The organism is Cryobacterium sp. TMT3-29-2, assembly GCF_004564305.1.
Taxonomy (GTDB): Bacteria; Actinomycetota; Actinomycetes; order Actinomycetales; family Microbacteriaceae; genus Cryobacterium; species Cryobacterium sinapicolor.
Genome location: NZ_SOGK01000066.1, coordinates 1 through 18,103 on the forward strand (window position 1 = coordinate 1; position 18,103 = coordinate 18,103).

General features: G+C 68.9%; 15 protein-coding genes and 1 pseudogene. 11 read left to right on the plus strand and 5 right to left on the minus strand.

Going from position 1 to position 18,103, the window contains the following annotated elements:
- Window positions 1-1,084: pseudogene (locus E3O67_RS07935) on the plus strand (hypothetical protein); the annotation flags it as partial.
- 272 nt (window positions 1,085-1,356) lie between these two features.
- Here the strand turns inward: E3O67_RS07935 and E3O67_RS07940 are convergent.
- The 4 genes from E3O67_RS07940 to E3O67_RS07955 are packed head-to-tail and all read right to left on the minus strand — an operon-like array spanning window position 1,357 to window position 4,886.
- Window positions 1,357-2,157, minus strand: coding sequence for an HAD-IIA family hydrolase (locus tag E3O67_RS07940; protein ID WP_134433248.1), 801 nt, complete (start codon window positions 2,155-2,157; stop codon window positions 1,357-1,359).
- A 52-nt stretch (window positions 2,158-2,209) separates the two neighbouring features.
- Window positions 2,210-2,854 carry a metal-dependent transcriptional regulator gene (locus E3O67_RS07945; RefSeq protein WP_134433250.1) on the minus strand — a complete coding sequence of 215 codons (645 nt, stop codon included), beginning with the start codon at window positions 2,852-2,854 and terminating at the stop codon, window positions 2,210-2,212.
- Window positions 2,855-2,861: 7 nt separating this feature from the next.
- On the minus strand, window positions 2,862-4,133 hold the full coding sequence (locus tag E3O67_RS07950; protein ID WP_370260375.1) for an Nramp family divalent metal transporter: 1,272 nt from the start codon (window positions 4,131-4,133) through the stop codon (window positions 2,862-2,864).
- A gap of 60 nt (window positions 4,134-4,193) precedes the next feature.
- The gene (locus E3O67_RS07955) at window positions 4,194-4,886 is read right to left on the minus strand and encodes a DedA family protein (RefSeq protein ID WP_134433252.1); all 693 of its coding nucleotides are present in this window, start codon (window positions 4,884-4,886) and stop codon (window positions 4,194-4,196) included.
- A 114-nt stretch (window positions 4,887-5,000) separates the two neighbouring features.
- On the opposite strand from E3O67_RS07955, the gene E3O67_RS07960 reads away from it, so the two are divergent.
- The 3 genes from E3O67_RS07960 (at window position 5,001) to E3O67_RS07970 (ending at window position 7,519) form a co-directional block, all read left to right on the plus strand.
- The gene (locus tag E3O67_RS07960; RefSeq protein WP_134433254.1) at window positions 5,001-5,630 is read left to right on the plus strand and encodes an RNA methyltransferase; all 630 of its coding nucleotides are present in this window, start codon (window positions 5,001-5,003) and stop codon (window positions 5,628-5,630) included.
- A 141-nt stretch (window positions 5,631-5,771) separates the two neighbouring features.
- Window positions 5,772-6,140 (plus strand): DUF4440 domain-containing protein, encoded by a 369-nt coding sequence (locus tag E3O67_RS07965; protein WP_134433256.1) that lies wholly within the window; start codon window positions 5,772-5,774, stop codon window positions 6,138-6,140.
- Between the two features lie 122 nt (window positions 6,141-6,262).
- Complete coding sequence (locus tag E3O67_RS07970; protein WP_135102414.1) at window positions 6,263-7,519, plus strand: hypothetical protein; 1,257 nt, start codon at window positions 6,263-6,265, stop codon at window positions 7,517-7,519.
- A 26-nt stretch (window positions 7,520-7,545) separates the two neighbouring features.
- On the opposite strand, the gene E3O67_RS07975 is transcribed toward E3O67_RS07970, so the two are convergent.
- On the minus strand, window positions 7,546-9,894 hold the full coding sequence (locus E3O67_RS07975) for a glycosyltransferase family 2 protein (RefSeq protein WP_134433260.1): 2,349 nt from the start codon (window positions 9,892-9,894) through the stop codon (window positions 7,546-7,548).
- Window positions 9,895-10,075: 181 nt separating this feature from the next.
- Here E3O67_RS07975 and E3O67_RS07980 point away from each other — a divergent pair, with 181 nt between their 5' ends.
- The 7 genes from E3O67_RS07980 to E3O67_RS08010 all read left to right on the plus strand — a co-directional run bounded on the left by E3O67_RS07980 (window position 10,076) and on the right by E3O67_RS08010 (window position 18,015).
- A complete protein-coding gene (locus E3O67_RS07980; RefSeq protein ID WP_241982068.1) occupies window positions 10,076-11,656 on the plus strand; it encodes a carbohydrate-binding protein in 1,581 nt (526 codons plus the stop codon).
- A gap of 102 nt (window positions 11,657-11,758) precedes the next feature.
- A complete protein-coding gene (locus E3O67_RS07985) occupies window positions 11,759-12,484 on the plus strand; it encodes an ATP-binding cassette domain-containing protein (protein ID WP_135102416.1) in 726 nt (241 codons plus the stop codon).
- Entirely contained in the window at window positions 12,485-14,575 is a 2,091-nt protein-coding gene (locus tag E3O67_RS07990) for a YhgE/Pip family protein (RefSeq protein WP_135102417.1), read from the plus strand. It begins immediately after the preceding gene.
- A 60-nt stretch (window positions 14,576-14,635) separates the two neighbouring features.
- On the plus strand, window positions 14,636-15,229 hold the full coding sequence (locus tag E3O67_RS07995; protein ID WP_134433268.1) for a TetR/AcrR family transcriptional regulator: 594 nt from the start codon (window positions 14,636-14,638) through the stop codon (window positions 15,227-15,229).
- 8 nt (window positions 15,230-15,237) lie between these two features.
- Entirely contained in the window at window positions 15,238-15,732 is a 495-nt protein-coding gene (locus E3O67_RS08000; RefSeq protein WP_134433270.1) for a DUF3151 domain-containing protein, read from the plus strand.
- On the plus strand, window positions 15,733-17,019 hold the full coding sequence (locus E3O67_RS08005; protein WP_134433272.1) for an adenylosuccinate synthase: 1,287 nt from the start codon (window positions 15,733-15,735) through the stop codon (window positions 17,017-17,019).
- A 336-nt stretch (window positions 17,020-17,355) separates the two neighbouring features.
- Window positions 17,356-18,015, plus strand: a complete 660-nt coding sequence (locus E3O67_RS08010) for a GNAT family N-acetyltransferase (RefSeq protein WP_134433276.1) — start codon at window positions 17,356-17,358, stop codon at window positions 18,013-18,015.
- Window positions 18,016-18,103 lie beyond the last annotated feature (88 nt).

Consider the following 18,103-nt stretch of genomic DNA (forward strand, 5'->3'; position numbering starts at 1 on the left):
AGCCGCGCCCGCCGGGACCCCCGCATCTCCCTTAGCCGCGCCTTCGGTGCAACCGGCCGCAGCCGCAGCCGCAGCCGCAGCCGCAGCCGCTGCTGCCGCCCCGCGTTCCCCCGAACCCGCACCAGCTCCGACCGTGGCCACCGCCCAAGCCGGTCCGAGTGCTGCCGCCGCCCCGCTCGCCTCCGCCGGTACGACCGGCCCGACCGTGGCGGGGGCTACGGAAGCCCCGACCACCCCGATCGCCTCGGCGGGCACGACCGGCACGAACAGCCTGGTCGGCGCGGCGGCCCCGCGCTCCGCGCTCGGCACAAGCGCCTCGTCGGGCACCAATGCCCCGCGCTCCGCGCTCGGCACAAGCGACTCGTCGGGCACCAATGCCCCGCGCTCCGCGTCCGGGGCGCGTGCCTCGGCGGGTGCATCGTCCGGTGCCGGTGCCGGTGCAGGCACGGCACGGCCTGCCTCGGTTGGTCGCCCGCCCGGAGGCTCCCGACCCGGCAAGCCCCGGCTCCGCATCTGGATCGCGGGCGGCTTGGTTCTGGTGCTCGCGCTGGCGGCGCTGTTCTTCCTCGGGCAGAGTCTGGTCGGCGGCGACGCCACGCCGGTCGCGGTGTCCACGTCCAGTACCGCACCGGCCCCGAGCGCCACCCCGAGTACCGCGCCGTTGGCGCCGGCCGAGGCCACCGGCCCGCAGCCGGTCGGCGACCACCCGTGGGACACACTGTTCGGCGGCGAATGCCTTCAGCCCTATGTGAGCCCCTGGGAAGACGAGTTCACGGTCGCCGACTGCGCCGCACCGCATGCCGCGCAGCTCGTGTACCGCGGCCTGTTCGCCGGGGATACCGCCGCCCCCTTCCCGGGGGAGGCCGAGCTGGCCGGGCAGATCAACCTGCTCTGCAGCGCGACCGGCGTCATCGACCTGGCCGCGGCGTCGGCCTACGACGACGTGCAGGTGCAGGGCAGTTACCCGATCACCGAGAAACAGTGGTTTGAGGGTGCCCGCTACTACTACTGCTTCGTGAGCCGGGCCTCGGGTGAGCCGCTCACCGCGAGCGTCGCGGGTCCCGGTCCGGAACCGGCCGCCTAACTGCACTGCCCAGGCAGAATGGTTGAGCGGGTGTGACGACTCGCGGCATCCGTCGCCCGCCCTCTGCTACCCGCTAACCGCCCGCTAACCGCTACCCGAACGAATTCGACGGAGATTGTGCCGAGAATGGCCTGTTTCGGTCTGAAAACGGGGTTCCAGGCCAAAATCTCCGTCGAATTCGTCAGGACACCCCCGCGGCGGGGCAACGGATGCGGCGGCGGGCGCCGCCGGTTCGGCGGGCGCCGCCGCCGCGGCTCGCCGCGCGACGCACCCTAGATCGCGTCGGACTCCACCGGCTCCTTGGAGACGAGCTCGTGAACGCCGGAGAGGATCTCGTCCGGGCGGAACGGGTAGCGGCTGATCTCAGCCGTGTCGCTGATGCCGGTCATCACGAGGATGGTGTGCAGCCCGGCCTCGATGCCGGCGACGATGTCGGTGTCCATTCGGTCGCCGATCATGGCGGTGTTCTCCGAATGCGCGCCGATCTTGTTCATCGCCGAACGGAACATCATCGGGTTCGGCTTGCCCACCACATAGGGCTCCATGCCGGTGGCCTTGGTGATGAGGGCCGAGATCGCACCCGTGGCAGGCAGGGGGCCGTCCGCGCTGGGGCCGGTCGCATCCGGGTTCGTCGCAATGAACCGGGCGCCGTTCAGGAGCAGACGGATGGCCTTGGTGATGGCCTCGAACGAGTAGTTGCGGGTTTCGCCGACCACCACGTAGTCCGGGTTGGTCTCGGTCATGATGAAGCCGGCCTCGTGCAGCGCGGTCGTCAGCCCGACTTCCCCGATCACGAAGGCGGTACCGCCGGGCGCCTGGGAGCGCAGGAAGTCGGCCGTCGCCAGGGCGGAGGTCCAGATGCGGTCCTCCGGCACGTTCAGGCCTGATGCCCGCAGGCGGGCACTGAGGTCCCGAGGGGTGAAGATCGAGTTGTTGGTGAGAACCAGGAACGGCGTACCGGCGTCGCTCCACTGCTGCAGCAGTTCCGCGGCGCCCGGAAGCGGGCTGTTTTCGTGGACGAGCACGCCGTCCATATCGGTGAGCCAGCATTCGATGTCTTCGCGGCGTGTCATTGGTGCTCCCTCGGTTCGGGGACAAGCCTAGCGGCGCGAGGTTTCCAGTCGGTTACGCGGTGAGCCAGATCGACCGGGCCGCCGCTGTCGACAGCCGACGGATGCCGCCGCCCGGCAGCCGCACCGCGCCGGGTTCGAGTACGGTGAGCCGGGTTCCCGGGCCGACCCGATCCACGGCGAGGTCGCGCAGGATGTCCGGGTCGCGGTCGCTGATCCGCACCACCTCCCCGACATGGCCGGGGGCGGCCTCCGCCAGCAGCACGGCGGCAGGGCGGGCCAGGGTTCCATCTTCGGCCGGGATCGGGTCGCCGTGCGGGTCGGCGGACGGATGCCCCAGCCGGTCGTCGATCGCGGCCAGCAGCCGGTCGGAGATGGAATGCTCGAGCACCTCCGCCTCGTCGTGCACCTCGTGCCAGTCGTAGCCCATCTCCCGCACGAGCCAGGTCTCGATCAGCCGGTGCCGGCGCACCACCGCGGTCGCGCGTAGGAAACCGGCCCGGGTCAGGGTGAGCGGCCCGTACGGGACGTGCTCGATCAGGCCGCCGGCGGCGAGCTTCTTCACCATCTCGGTGACCGACGACGGCGCCACCCCCAGCCGCGCGGCCAGCACCGAGGGCGTGATCGGGCTCGGCTGCCACTCGGTGTGCGCGTAGATGGTCTTGAGGTAGTCCTCGGCCGCGGGGGTGGTGTGCTTCATGACGCCCTCACGCCCCGGTGAACACGAGCACCAGCAGCACCACGTTCAGCGCCACCAGGAGCACCGCGCAGATCGCGCCGGCGAGGGTCGTGAACCAGCGGTTGGCGTGCTCACCGAGCACCCCGTGCTGCATGGTGAGCCAGACCAGCGGGATCAGCGCGAACGGGATGCCGAACGACAGCACGACCTGGCTGAGCACCAGGGCCTCGGTCGGGTCGAAACCCACGCCGAGGATCAGCAGCGCCGGAATGAGGGTGACCACCCGGCGCGCCACCAGAGGCACCCGCACGCGCAGCAGGCCGTGCATGATCTCCGCGCCCGCGTACGCCCCGACCGAGGTCGACGCCAGCCCGGAGGCCAGCAGCCCGACCGCGAACACCGTCGCGATCACCGGCCCGAGGGTTGCCTCCAGGGCCACGTGGGCACCCTCGAGCGTGTCGGTGCCGGCGACGCCCTGCAGAGCGGATGCCGCGAGCAACAGGATCGACAGGTTCACCGTTCCGGCGATCACCATCGCGATCGTGACGTCCCACTTGGTGGCCCAGAGCAGGCGACGCGTCGCCGCGCGGTCCGCCACGACCGGGAAGCGGTCCCGGGTGAGAGCGGAGTGCGCGTAGATGGCGTGCGGCATGATCGTCGCACCGAGGATGGACGCGGCCAGGAGCACCGAGTTCGCGCCGTCGAAGCGCGGCACGAGGCCGGAGACGACGCTGCCGGCATCCGGTGGGGCGAAAAACACCCCGGCCGTGAAGCCCACGGTGATGATGAGCAGCAGTGCCACGATGACGCGTTCGAAGATGCGAGGGCCGCGACGGGTCTGCACCGTGAGAACGATCATCGAGATGACGCCGGTGATCACGCCGCCGGCGAGCAGGGGAAGGCCGAAGAGCAGGTTCAGCGCGACCGCGCCGCCGATGATCTCGGCCAGGTCGGTGGCCATGGCCACCAGTTCCGCCTGCACCCAATAGAGGCGCCGGGTGAGGGGACGCCGCATCCGCACCCCGAGGATCTCCGGCAGGCTCGTGCCGGTGACGATGCCGAGCTTGGCCGAGAGGTATTGGATCAGCCAGGCCATCACGTTGCCGGCCACGACCACCCAGACCAGCAGGTAGCCGTAGCGGGCGCCGGCGGTCATGTTGCTGGCGACGTTGCCGGGGTCGAGGTAGGCGACGCCCGCGACCAGGGCCGGGCCGAGCAGCCAGAGCAAGCGAGAGGATGGCGCGGTCGCGATCTCCGGGATCGGGCCTCTCGCATCCGTGCGCACGTTGTTTTTAGCCACACCGAAAGGATAGGGCAGATTTAGGCAGACCGAAAGATCGCCGCCGCACCGCCGTAGTGGTTACTCCTCGCGCAGGTCCTCGGGGATCGTGGTGACGGGCACGGGGCTCTTGCCGCGGGTGCGCATCGTCTCGCGGCCTGCTTTGTAGAGCTCGGACAGGATCGGCACGCCCGAGAGCAGCACGATGGCGATGATGAAGTACTCGGAGTACTTCGCCACGAACTCGATCTGGCCGAGCAGGAAGCCGACGAGGGTGAGGCCCACACCCCAGGCGAAGGCACCGATCAGGTTGAAGAGCACGAAGGTGCGATATTTCATCCGGCCGACGCCGGCGGCGACCGGCACGAAGGCGCGGAACACGGGCAGGAAGCGGGCGATGATGACGGCCTTGCCGCCGTGCTTGGCGAAGAACGCGTTGGTGCGTTCCACGTTCTTCGGGTTGAACAGGCGGTTCTGTTCGCGGGCGAAGACGGCGGGACCCGCCTTCCGACCGATGTAATAGGCGAGCTGGTCGCCGGAGAACGCGGCGATGAAGATGACCAGGCAGGTCACCCAGATCGGGAACGGCACGTCCCCGGTGGCGGTGAGCAGGCCCACAGTGAAGAGGAGGGAGTCTCCGGGCAGGAAGGACAGCACGATGAAGCCGGTCTCGACGAAGACGACGGCGGCGACGCCGAGGAGCACGAACGACCCGAACCAGCCGATCAGCCACTCCGAGTCGAGAAAGTCGATGCCGAAGAGCGTGGGATGCATGGTGGTGGTTCCTTCAATCGGGGTGCGAGCCGGCGAAACGCGAACCCTGCACGCTAGAGTACCCGACGCTGATCCCGGCACGCCCTGCGGTGCTCGGCGGGATACGGTGGATCAGTGCAAGAGTCGCAGAACCCCACGCCCGAATTGTCCACCCACGGCGTCGGACCCTGGGCCGGAGACTGGCCCGAGGAGTCGTTCTACGACCGCGAGCTGCTCGAGCGCGGTGACACGCGCAACGTGATCGACCGCTACCGCTACTGGAGTATGGCGGCGATCGTCGCCGACCTTGACGAGAAGCGGCATCCGTTCCACGTCGCCATCGAGAACTGGCAGCACGACATGAACATCGGCTCGATCGTGCGCAGCGCCAACGCGTTCGCCGCCGACACGGTGCACATCATCGGCCGGAAGCGGTGGAACAAGCGCGGGGCCATGGTCACCGACCGATACCAGCACGTGCTGCACCACCCGGATGTCGCCACCTTCGTCGAGTGGGCCGCCGCCGAGACCCTACCGATCATCGCCATCGACAACGTGCCCGGCAGCGTGATCATCGAAACTTTCCGCTTCCCCGAGCGTTGCGTGCTCCTGTTCGGGCAGGAGGGTCCCGGACTGTCTCCGGAGGCGATCCAGGCAGCGGATGCCGTCGTCGAGATCAGCCAGTTCGGCTCCACCCGCTCGCTCAACGCGTCGGCCGCCGCGGCCGTCACGATGCACGACTGGGTGCTGCAGCACCGATTCTGAGCGCTGACCGCCCGCGACCGGGGGCAACTGTTGCCGAAGCGGACGACTGTCGCCCGTGTGCGGGCAACAGTTGTCCGACCGGGCCACGGTTGCGGCGGGAGGGGGACCCCGGCTGTCATCGTTTAGGGCTAGCGTTGGCTCATGACTGCGATCACTGACGATCTGCCCGCCCGCCTCCTGCACGAAGAGCACGAGGGGTGGCAGGCGATCGTCGCCGGCCACGGCGGTGACTACTACCGGCGAACGATGACCGCGGACGGGCTGCTGATCCTGCCGGGCAGGATCGTCACCCGTGACGAGGCGATCGCCTTCTTCAAGGGGATGCCTGCCATCACCGGCTACCAGCTGCGCGAGCCGGCCGTGGTGCGCCTCAACGACCACGCCGGCGTGCTCGTCTACCGGCTCCTGGCCCACCGCGGCGACGAGATGATCGAGACGAACGCGGCCACGACCTACGTATTCGCCGACGGCGGCTGGTGTGTCGCGGCGCACCAGCAGACCGCCCGGTAGCGGCCCGACGGGGCGGTTTTCCCGCTCCGGTCCGCTGTGTTGTGGCCCGTCCCGGCAGGGTTGTGGACGCCGGAACCCGGGGATACCGTGGCCGACAAACTGCCACAGAAGGGACTCCGGCAATGGCTGATTTCGGTAATGAGGGGCTCGCGGACCTGTACCGTCGAGCCGGTTCGGTGTCGAGCGCCTATGTGGACGTGACCCAGGACGCGCAGAACCCCCGGCGCACCTCCTCCCTGCGCCAGCGCACCCTGCGGGAGGCGCTGACCGAAGCCGGCGCCCCGGAGATCGACATCGGCACCATCATCGAGCTGATCGAGGAGCCGCCGGGTGTGGGAGGCCGAATGGGCCGGCTGATGGTCGTGCGGGAGGGGGTGGTCGAGTTCAACGAGGTGCTCTCAGGAGAGCCGCTCGGCGAGTTGTTGGTCTCCTACGGGCCCGTGCCCGCTCTGATCCCACTGCTGATCCACCGCCCACGGGACCTCAACTACGTGGTGGCCGAGGTCGGGCGCGACGGCGGCGAGGTCACCCTGTACCGGCTGAGCCGCACGCACCCGCTGTCGAAGGTGAGGGTGAAGGGCGACACCGAGTTCCTCACGAAGGTGGGTTCCGAAGACGACTTCCTCGCGAACGGACGCTATCAGCACCGCACGGAGGAGGTGTGGAAGCGCAACGAGGGCCAGATCGCCGCCGCGATCGACGAGGTCGTGCGCGACAGCAAGGCCGAACTTCTCATGCTCACCGGTGACGTGCGTGCGCGACAGCTTCTCGTCGACCAGCTCTCGCCCACCAGCCGCGAAGTGCTGCAGGTCCTGCCCACGAACACCCGTCCGGGCGGCGCCGCCCAGGAGGAACTCGAAGGGGACCTCAACCGCCACCTTGCTGCGATCCTCGCGCAGGAGGAGCACGATGCCCTCGAACGGCTGGGGGCGGGACAGGGCAACGGCCTCTCCGAGCTCGACTTCGCGGCCGTGGTGCGCGCCCTGCAGCAGCACCAGGTCGACGTGCTGATGCTGGCCCCGGATCGGATGCCGGGGGAGACCCTGATCGCCCTCGACCGTGAGCCCTGGCTGGCTGGCAGCTCGGCCGATGCCCTCGGCGCAGGCGAACTCGGCTCGGTGCCGGCCGCCGACGCGCTGATCCGTGCGGCAATCCTGACGGATGCGCGGGTGATGGTTGTGTCTCCCGGCGAGCTTCCGGCGGAGACGAGTATCGCCGCGCTGCTGCGCTGGTCGACTCTCCCGGCCCCGGCCGAAGCTCCGACCCCCGCAGAGGCAGAGCTCTCGGGGCTCCCCAGCCGCGGCGACGCGGTGACGTTCCCGCGTCGCCGCGCTTCATCCGGCGGTCTGTCGACCGGTCGTGACCGGCCAGAGCGGTAGCGCCCCGCCGCGGGGGCGGCCCCGGCTCAGCTCAGGTTTGCGCGACGGCGTCGGTCGTTGCCTCCGCGAAGGTCACGGTTGAGGCGGCGGTCTCCGAAGTACAGCACGGAGGCCCAGTCGACCTCTTCCGGGGTTCTGGGCACGATCACCGGCGCCGTCGCCTTGGGCTTCTTCGGCGCGACATAGAGCCAGCTCACCATTCCCAGCACGATGTCCACGATCGAGTTGCGGATACCGATGTACGACTTGATGGCCGATGCGGCGAGCACGGCGTTCAACGTGGCGAAGGCCACGTTGCCCCAGCTCTGGTCCAGGTAGTTGCGCCAGATCGTGAGCAGCGAGAACGCGACGATCAGGTAGGGGACGACCACGTACAGGGCCGGCGCGGCCGTGCGGTTCTTCACCTTCGGCGTGCGCACGAAGGGGATTTTCTCCCCGGTGATGGCCTGCTGCATGGACTTGAGCACGCCCGCCAGGTTGACGGGCAGGAGCACGAGGTTGAACCCGTAGATGCGGAAGATGTCGCTGAAGCGGTGCCCGGAGTCCCGGAGGTCGCTGCCCATGGCCAGGAAGTACGGCAGCGCCGCGATGAAGACGACGGGGCTGAGCAGGCGGCTGTCGTAGGGGTAGCCGAGCAGGAACAGCAGGCCGAAGCTGGCCCAGGCGATGGACGCCATGTAGTTCACCCGCAGCAGCACCTCACGGAAGAGGATCTTCTCGCGCTGGTGACGACGGTGGGTCAGCTGGGTCCAGAGCTTGGGCAGGATGAGCAGGCCGCCGTTGGCCCAGCGTCGACGTTGAACGACGAGGGAGCCGAAGTCCGGGGGCGTGGCGCTGTAGCTGAGACGTTCCGGGTAGTTGGCGAGCGTCCACCCGTGCGTGCCGAGGTCGACGCTCGACTCGGTGTCCTCGATCACCGTGCGGTCCTGGATGTAGGTGCGGATCTCGAACCCGCCCACGGTCTCCACCTCGACGATGTCCTCGATGGCCTTCTTGCGGATGATGGCGTTGGCTCCCACCCAGAAGGTCGCGCCGTAGTACGTCATGCCCTGGTGCAGGATGTGCTGGATGTCGGTGGTGGCGCCGGCCAGGCGCTCGATCCGGGTCGGGGCACCCCGGAAGGAGGAGTACGGAGTCTGCGTGACGGCGACGCGTTCGTTGCCGGCCGACTCCAGGAAGTAGACGAGCCGCAGGCAGTAGTCGCGCAGCAGAAGCGAGTCGGCATCGAGTGTCAGGAGGTAGGTCGTGTCGGGGGCGACCAGATCGTCGGGGTGAGGCGTGTCATCGGCCTCCCGGAGCACGACGGAGCCGGCGGTCTCCTCGCTCTGCCAGCGGTGCCCCATCAGGGAGATGTACGAGTTGAGGTTCATCGCCTTGTTGGCCTCGTGCGACAGGTTGCTGAACTTCTTGCGCTCGAAGGTTTCGGTGCGCACGCTGAAGATCCAGGTCAGGCGCTGGTACAGCTGCCTGATCCGGGTGTTGTCCGGTGCCGTGCCCTGGGCCAGGGCCGAGGTGAGGGCGAGGATGGTCAGCCGCAGTTCGCGGGCGAGACCCATGACGACCAGGTCCACGAAGAACTCGTCGACGTGATCCTCGATGCGCTCCGCCTCGGCCATCTGCTCGAGCCAGGCGGCGGCAGCCTCGTACTCGACGATGAGGAGCGGGAGCTCCGCCCGGGAGCCGGCCGCGTCGGCGTGCACACGGTGCCGGAAGCCCTCGAGGGCCGCCGTGAAGCGGGCTGCGGGACCGGCCATGACCGCGGCGATGTCATCCGTCAGCGCCCGGGTCTCCTCGAGTCGGGCCCGGATGGCCGAATCGGTCGGGAAGGGCGGATCGTCGACGAGCAGCACGATTTTCAGGTCGGGGAATTCCTGGAGTGCAGCGGACCAGAGCGTGGCCCGCACCACATGGGGTTCCTCCGCGTAGGAGGGGACGAGGACGGTGATGCCCTCGGTGTAGTGCGCATAGTGGCGGTCGAGTTCGCCGCGGGGAACCCGCTGGTGGTCCTTGAACCGGTAGAGCGCCCCCTGGCGGGCCAGCAGGTACATCAGGGCCGAGAAGGTCAGGAAGGTGACCACGACCACGTAGGAGAGGGTCTCCACCTGGAACCGGAAGCCCGCGTCGGGGTTGTTGGCGAGCTGCTTGAAGATCGTCGAGAACAGGTAGTAGGCCCAGGCCAGAATAGTGATGACGATGCCCAGCCGGCCGAGCGTCAGTTTGCGCTGCGACGGCACCGGATGCACGATCGACAGCGGCTCGGAGCGCTTCTCGGAACCCCACTGCCTCTTGCGGGCCGCGGTGACGCGGGAGGCCGCATCCGCGTCGAGCAGGGGGACGCCCACAATTGCGTCTGAAGATAGTGCCTGATCCGTCATGTTTCTCCGAGCACTGGCCGAACGGGTCAGTCGCCCGTGGAACTTTCGGACCTTGGGCTCCAAATCGGGCCCCTATCATCCGATAATTGCCTTCATAATAGGCGATGGAGAAACGCCGTGCCGGTCTGGCCGGATCATTGTGGGGAGAAATTTTTTGTCAAAGCGCTTTCCTGGTCGCAAATTGTCGCTCGTCAGGGTGCTCGCCCTCGGTGTTGCGGCCGGAGCCGTCGTCGTCGGAGCCGGCTATGGCTGGAACGGATTCGAGGATTCCCGCGCCGCGGCCGCAGGTTCGTCCGGCTTCGCCGGTTACGTCGACGTCACGGCAACGCCCACCTACGCGTTCGAGCAGCCTGCCTCCGATGAGGCCGCCAACGTGGTGCTGTCCTTCATCGTGGCCGACCCGGCCGATGGCTGCACGCCCACCTGGGGTGCCACCCAGACCCTCGGCGAGGCCGAGATGAACCTGGACCTGGACCGGCGGATCGCCCGGCTGGTCGGGGACGGCGGCGAGGTGTCCGTCTCCTTCGGCGGCCTGGCCAACGACGAGCTGGCCACGGCCTGCACGGACCCCCGCAAGCTCACCAAGGCCTATGCCGCCGTCGTAGATCGTTACAACCTCACGTCGATCGACCTGGACGTCGAGGGGGACAACCTCACCGACACGGCCGCCGGCGAGCGCCGGGCCGAAGCGATCGCCGCCCTGCAGAAGAAGAAGCGCGCCGCCGATGAGGACCTCACGGTCTGGCTGACCCTCCCGGTGGCCCAAACCGGCCTCACCGAGGCGGGTCTCACCGCGGTGCAGCAGATGCTCGACGCCGAGGTCGAGCTGGCCGGCGTCAACGTGATGACCATGGACTTCGGAGGCCGTCCGACCTCGATGCTCGACGCGTCGATCGCGGCGGCCGAGGCCACCCACTCGCAGGTGTCCGACCTCTACGAGAACGACGGCCGGGCGATCGGCTCGCAGACGCTCTGGCGCCAGATCGGTGTGACGCCCATGATCGGTCAGAACGACGTTCCGGGGGAGATCTTCACACTGGAGGACGCCGCCGGGCTGAACGCGTTCGCCCGGGACAAGGGCCTCGGGCGGGTGTCGCTGTGGTCGCTGAACCGCGACGCGACCTGCGCGCCGAACTATCCCGACGTGAAGCGCGTGTCCGATGGCTGCAGCGGCGTCGATCAGGGAGATCTTCGATTCGTGGATGTGCTCGGCCAGAAGATCACCGGCCAGCTGGACTCGGACGTTCCCGAGGTGGAGCCCACCGCGAACGCCGCGGTGGTCGACAACCCGGCCACGAGTCCGTATCCGATCTGGGACGAGGAAGTCGCCTACGTCAAGGGCGACCGCATCGTCTGGCACGGCAACGTCTATGCCGCGAAGTGGTGGACGAGCGGAGATCTGCCCGACGACCCGTCGGCTGCGGCCTCGGACGCGGCCTGGAGCCTGATCGGGCCGGTCCTACCGGGCGACAAGCCCGTTCCCGTTCTGACCGTGCCGGCGGGAACCTACCCGGAGTGGTCCACCGAGACCGTCTACCAGCAGGATGACCTGGTCCTGTTCAGCGGACGGGCGCTCATCGCGAAGTGGTGGAACCAAAGCGACAGCCCCCAGGCGGCGCTAGAGGGGGCGACCGCCTCACCCTGGCGACTGCTGAAGAACGAGGAAGTGCAGGACATCCTCGCGGAGCTGGCCACGGCTGGGCCCACGGCGGAACCGACTGCGGAACCGACGGCCGTGCCGACAGCGGCTCCAGCGGAATAGGCGGTCCGGGCGGCGCCCGGAGCACGCCGGCCTGCACCGTGGGGTGCAGCGCGTCGATCTTTCGTTCTATACTGACTAGTCAGTACAAACGAAAGGATCGACGTGCAGTCGACAGTGAGGGCGCACGACCTGGCCCTGCGATTCAAGCGGGGCGCTGTCTACGGGCCCCTGAGCTTTGAGGCCGGCGCCGGTCTCACCGTGCTCTGCGGCCCCACCGGCAGCGGCCGCACCAGCCTGATGCTGACCCTGGCCGGTCGCATGAAGCCGAGCGAGGGAACCCTCGAGGTGCTCGGCCACGAGCTACCCCGACGGGCCCGCCGGGTGCAGAAGCGCACCGGCATCTCGGGCTTCCACGACATCGACGCCCTCGAGGAGTCGGTCACGGTCGGAGCCGCCATCCGTGAACGCACGGCCTGGATCTCGCCCTGGTGGGCGTTCATCCGCTCGGTCGACGACTCGGAGGTGCGCCGCGTGTGTGCCCCCGTTTTCGGTGACGTGCCGATTCCGGCCGCGGACACCGTGATCTGGGACCTCGACGAGGTGCAGACCGTGCTGCTGCGGGCCGCGCTCGCGGTCATGAACCAGCCGAGCATCCTCTTCTTCGACCAGGTCGAGCAGGTGCACGAGCCGGAGTCCCGGCGCATCCTCTGGCAGCGCCTGGCGGCGCTCGCCGCTGCCGGAACCAGCGTGATCGCCTCCGCGACCGCGCCCGATACCGAGATGTGGGCCGAGCTCGGCCTCGACCCGACCGTCGTCGTGATGAACAAAGCCGGGATGACCCCGGCCGTTCCGCTGAACCAGGCCGTTGTGAATCAGGAGTCCCGCTAGATGTTCGCCTTCCTCTCTTCCGGCACTGAGCTGCACCGCTTCGGCAGGGGCAAGATGCCCAAGATCGCACTCGTCGTGCTCATGTTCATCCCGCTGATCTACGGGGCGCTCTACCTGTGGGCCTTCTGGGCGCCCGACCACGAACTCGACCACCTCCCCGTGGCGCTCGTCAACGTGGACGCCGGTGCCAGCCGCGACGGCGAACCGGTCACTGCCGGCCAGGACCTGGTCGATGAGCTGGTCGACGGGCACGAGCTCGCCTGGACCGTGACGAACGCGAAGGAGGCCGCCGCGGGCGTCAAGGACGGCGACTACTACTTCTCGGTCACCATCCCGAGCGACTTCTCGGCCAGCGCCGTCTCCGCGGGCACCGGCACCCCGCTGCCGGCCACTGTGCAGGTCGACTACAACGACAGCAACAGCTTCCTCGCCACCACCATGGGCAAGCAGGCCATGGTGCAACTGCGGGACGCGGTCGCCACCGAGATCGGCGACCAGACCGTGAACGCGCTCCTGGTGGGAGTGGACGATGCCGGTGACGGCATCCGTTCGGCAGCGGATGGCGCGGGTCGACTGTTCGACGGGCTCACCACCGCGTCGGCCGGGGCTGGCTCCCTCCTGGTCGGCCTCGACGCCCTCGCCGATGGTGCGGTGGCCCTCGACGACGGCGCCGCGCGGCTCACCGACGGCACCGGAACCCTGGCGACGGGGCTGGACACGCTGTCCGACGGCGCCCAGACCCTCGCCGGGTCTTCGGTGACGCTCTCCGACGGCACCGTGCAGGTGTCCGAGGGGCTGCAGGCCGCCGCCGCGGGTGCCGCGACCCTGTCCGAGAAGTCGGTGGGACTCGCCGACGGCGCCGACCGGATCGCCGACGGAACCGTTACCCTCGCCGGCGGCACCGCCTCGGTGTCGACCGGACTGAAGGACCTGCTCCTGCAGATGCAGGCGGCACCGGCAGGCACCCCGGTGTCGGCGTTCCTGCCGGCCGTGGAGCAGCTCGGCGCCGGCGCCGCCGCCGTGAACACGGGCGCTCAGGGGGCGCTCACGCAGACCCAGACCTATGCCGGACTCAGCGCCCAGTTCTCCGCCGGGACTCAGGAACTCTCCGGCAGGCTGACCGCCGGGGCACCCGGCGCCGCCGAGGTCGCCACCGGTGCCGGGCAGCTCGCGGCCGGCGCGGCGTCCTTGGCGGACGGGGCCGGAACCGCGGCCTCCGGTGCTCACGCACTCTCCGCGGGGAGCACGGAACTCGCGGCGGGCACGGCGGCCCTGGTCGGTGGAACCAGCGAGCTCGCCGCCGGCGGTTCGAGCCTGAATACCGGCGCCGCCGAACTCGCCACCGGCAGCGGCACCCTCTCCGACGCCCTCGCCGAGGGCGGGCAGAGCGCCCCGGACCTCTCCGCCGACCAGATCGCAGCGAAGACGGCCGTGATCGCCAGCCCGGTCACGCTCGTGCAGAAGTGGGAGAACGCCTCCGGTAGCTTCGGCGAGGGGTTCGCGCCCTTCTTCCTGGCCCTGGCCACCTTCGTCGGTGGGCTGATCACCTGGCTGATCCTGCGGGCGCTGCCCACCCGGGCCCTCGCCAGCGCCGCCTCCGGCCTGCGATCGACCATGACCGGCTTCCTGCCGGCGATGGCCATCGGGCTCGCCCAGGTCGTAATCATGGTGCTTGTGCTGGTCTACGGGATCGGCCTGCAGCCCGAACACTGGCTCGGGATGAGCGCGTTCCTCTACCTGACGACCCTCGCCTTCCTGGCCCTGCAGCAAATGTTCATTATCCTGCTCGGCACCGCGGCGGGCCGGGTGGTCAGCCTCGTGCTGCTCATGCTGCAGCTGAGCTCGTCGGGCGGGACCTACCCGGTGGAGACCACGCCCGTGTTCTTCCAGGTGCTGCATCCGTTCATGCCGGCGTCGTACGTCGTCACCGGGCTGCGCGAACTGATCACCGGCGGCATCGACTCTAGACTGTGGGTTTCGGTAGTCGTTCTCGCCGTCATGCTGGTCGGCTCGATCGCGATCAGCGCCTGGAGCGCCGGCCGCCAGCGGATCTGGACCGTGGGCCGGCTGCACCCGGAACTGACCATCTAGAGTGGCCCCGGCCGGGACCGAACCGGCTGGGACCGAACCGGCTCCCGGAAAGGACCTCCCATGGCACGCGCCACCGGAACGAAACGCGCCATCCTCGACGCCACGCTGCAACTCGCCGCGACCAAGGGCATCAGCGGCACCACGATGGACGAGGTCGCGGAACGGGCCGGGGTGGCCAAGGGCAGCCTGTACTACAACTTCAGCTCCAAGGATAAATTGTTCGAGGAACTGCTGCAGGAGGGGGTCGGCGCGCTCGCCGAAACCCTCCGTCAATCCTCGGTCGGGCTGCACGGCAGCGCGGCCCTCGAGGCGCTGGTGCACGCGCTTCTCGAGGGGATCGCGGCGAACACGGCACTGTCGAAGCTAATGGCGGCGGAGATCTTCCGCACCGACCGCACCTGGCAGAAGACACTTTTCGCCCTGCGGCACGAGGCGCTCGCCGTGTTCGCCGAGGCGATCGCGGAGGCGAAGCCGGAGCTCCGCGCCGACGCGACCTGCGGGCTGATGGCCTCCAGCGTGTTCGGCGCCGTGCTGATGGGGGGTCTGGAATGGCTCGTTTTCGAGCCGGAACGGCCGCGGGACGAGGTGGCTGCGGCCATCCTCGAATCCCTCTCCGGCGGACTGTTCGGCGAGGAGCGGCCCGGGCCACGTTAGGATCGAGTGTGACCGGCGACAACTTGATCGAGCAGCCCGAGACCCTTCTTCCCGCGGAACCGGAGGTGATCGAGGCGCTCCGTGGAGCCGATGGCAGCAGTCTGTCCGCCGTGGTGGCGGCGCATCCGACCTCCTCCCTGGCCTGGGCGGTGCTGGCGGACGCCACCCACCTCGAGGGTCGCACCCTGGAGTCCTACGCCTATGCGCGCGTGGGCTACCACCGCGGACTCGACGCGCTCCGCAAGGCCGGCTGGCACGGCCAGGGCCCGGTGCGCTGGACCCACGAACCCAACCGCGGAGTCCTGCGGGCGCTCTACGCGCTGCGCCGGTCCGCGGGCGAGATCGGCGAACAGAACGAGTTCGACCGTCTCACCACCTTCCTGAACGACGCCGATCCCACCGTGATCAGCCGCATCGAGCAGCAGACCATCACGCCGGACGGCTACCGGGCCACCGACCCGGCCCCGCCCACCGAGGCGTTCTTTATCCGAGGAGAAAACTAAATGCCAGCGATCGTTCTGATCGGAGCCCAGTGGGGCGACGAGGGCAAGGGCAAGGCCACCGACCTCCTCGGCAGCCGGGTTGACTACGTGGTCAAGTTCAACGGCGGAAACAACGCCGGCCACACCGTGGTCATCGGCACCGAGAAGTACGCGCTGCACCTGCTGCCGTCGGGCATCCTCACCGCCGGTGTCACCCCGATCATCGCCAACGGCGTGGTCGTCGACATCGAGGTGCTCTTCGAAGAACTCGACGCTCTGATCTCCCGCGGCGTCGACGTGTCCCGGCTCAAGGTGAGCGCCAACGCGCACATCATCACCCAGTACCACCGCACGGTCGACAAGGTCACCGAGCGTTTCCTCGGCAAGCGCCAGATCGGCACCACCGGCCGTGGCATCGGCCCGACCTACGCCGACAAGATCAACCGCGTGGGCATCCGCGTGCAGGACCTGTTCGACGAGAACATCCTGCGCCAGAAGGTCGAGGGTGCCCTCGCCCAGAAGAACCACCTGCTGGTCAAGGTCTACAACCGCCGCGCGATCACGGTCGACGAGATCGTCGAGGACCTGCTCGGTTACGCCGAACGCCTGCGCCCGATGGTCGCCGACACCGCGCTGCTGCTGCACGAGGCACTCACCGTCGGCAAGACCGTGCTGTTCGAGGGCGGCCAGGCCACAATGCTGGATGTCGACCACGGCACCTACCCGTTCGTCACCTCCTCGAACGCGACCTCCGGCGGCGCCGTGACCGGCTCGGGCATCGGCCCGAACCGGATCGACCGCATCATCGCCGTCGTCAAGGCATACACGACCCGCGTCGGCGCCGGCCCGTTCCCGACCGAACTCTTCGACGAGTCCGGGGAGTTCCTGCGTGCCAACGGCTTCGAGTTCGGCACCACCACGGGGCGCCCGCGCCGCTGCGGCTGGTACGACGCACCCGTCGCCCGGTACACGGCCCGCATCAACGGGGTCACCGACTTCGTGCTGACCAAGCTCGACGTGCTGACCGGCCTGGCTACGATCCCCGTCTGCGTCGCCTACAGCGTCGACGGCGTGCGCTACGACGAGGTGCCCGTGTCGCAGTCCGACTTCCACCACGCGAAGCCCATCTTCGAGGACTTCCCCGGCTGGACCGAAGACATCACCGGCGCCAGAACCTTCGAGGACCTGCCGCCGAACGCCCAGGCGTACGTGCTCGCGATCGAGAAGATGAGCGGCGCCCGCATATCTGCGATCGGCGTCGGACCCGGCCGCGAGGCGATCATTTCGCGTCACGATCTCGTCGACTGAGGTCGCCCCCCTGATCCGTTCCACCGCCTGTTGCGCCTCCTGTGGCCGTTCCGGTCGAGAGTGCCCGTTGTAGCGGTCACTCTCGACCGGAACGGTCACTGTCGCTGTCGGTATTGCTGCCACTGTCGCTGTCGGTATTGCTGCCGGTGCAGGGCCGGCGAGCCCGCGCGGGCCTCCGCCCGGGGTGCCCTGACGAATTCGACGGAGATTTTGCTGCTGGAGGGCTAAAACCGGCCCGAAGCATCCGTTTTCGTGAGAATCTCCGTCGAATTCGTTCGCACTGACCGGACCGCTGCCGTTCATTCGGCGGCAACCCGGCGCTGCGACAGTATCGGGATGACTGCCGAGCGACCTCAGAGCATCGCCATCGTGGGCCACTATGTGCGGCTCGAACCTCTTACCCGGGCGCTACTGCCGGAGTTGCACGGCGCGATTGCGCATCCGCTGGTCTTCGACGGTGGTTTCGGCGGTGGCCCGGGCGGGCTCCGCACGGATCTGGCCGAGTTCACGGACTGGGCGGATGCCTACGTGCACTGGGCGGGACTGCCCTACGCGGTGCGCCTCGTCGGCGGCGCGCACGGCGGTGATCTCGTGGGCATGTCCACCCTCGGCGACCTGCACCTGGAGCACGAGTCGGCGCATGTCGGCTGGACCGCCTACGACCCCCGGGTCTGGGGCACTGCTGTCAACGCGGAGACGAAACTGCTGCTGCTCGGGCTGGCCTTTGACCACGGGTTCGGGCGGGTGAAGATCCAGGCGGATGTGATGAACGTTCGGTCCTGCGCGGCCATCGCGGGCCTCGGGGCCACGTATGAGGGGATCATCCGCCGGGAGCGGCGCCGAGCCGACGGCAGTTGGCGGGACACCGTGATCTACTCGATCCTCGACAGCGAGTGGCCCCGAGTGCGGGCCGGGCTGCGGGCGCGGCTCGACGGATACGGCGCGCGGTCGGTGCAGTACCGGGTGCGGCCGTTCGAGACGAGTGACGTGGCGTGACGGCGCCGCATGGTCTGACAGGGCGCGTGGCGTGACGGCGTCGCGTGGTCTGACAGGGCACGGCCGGCCCGTGCCGGCGCCCGGTTCC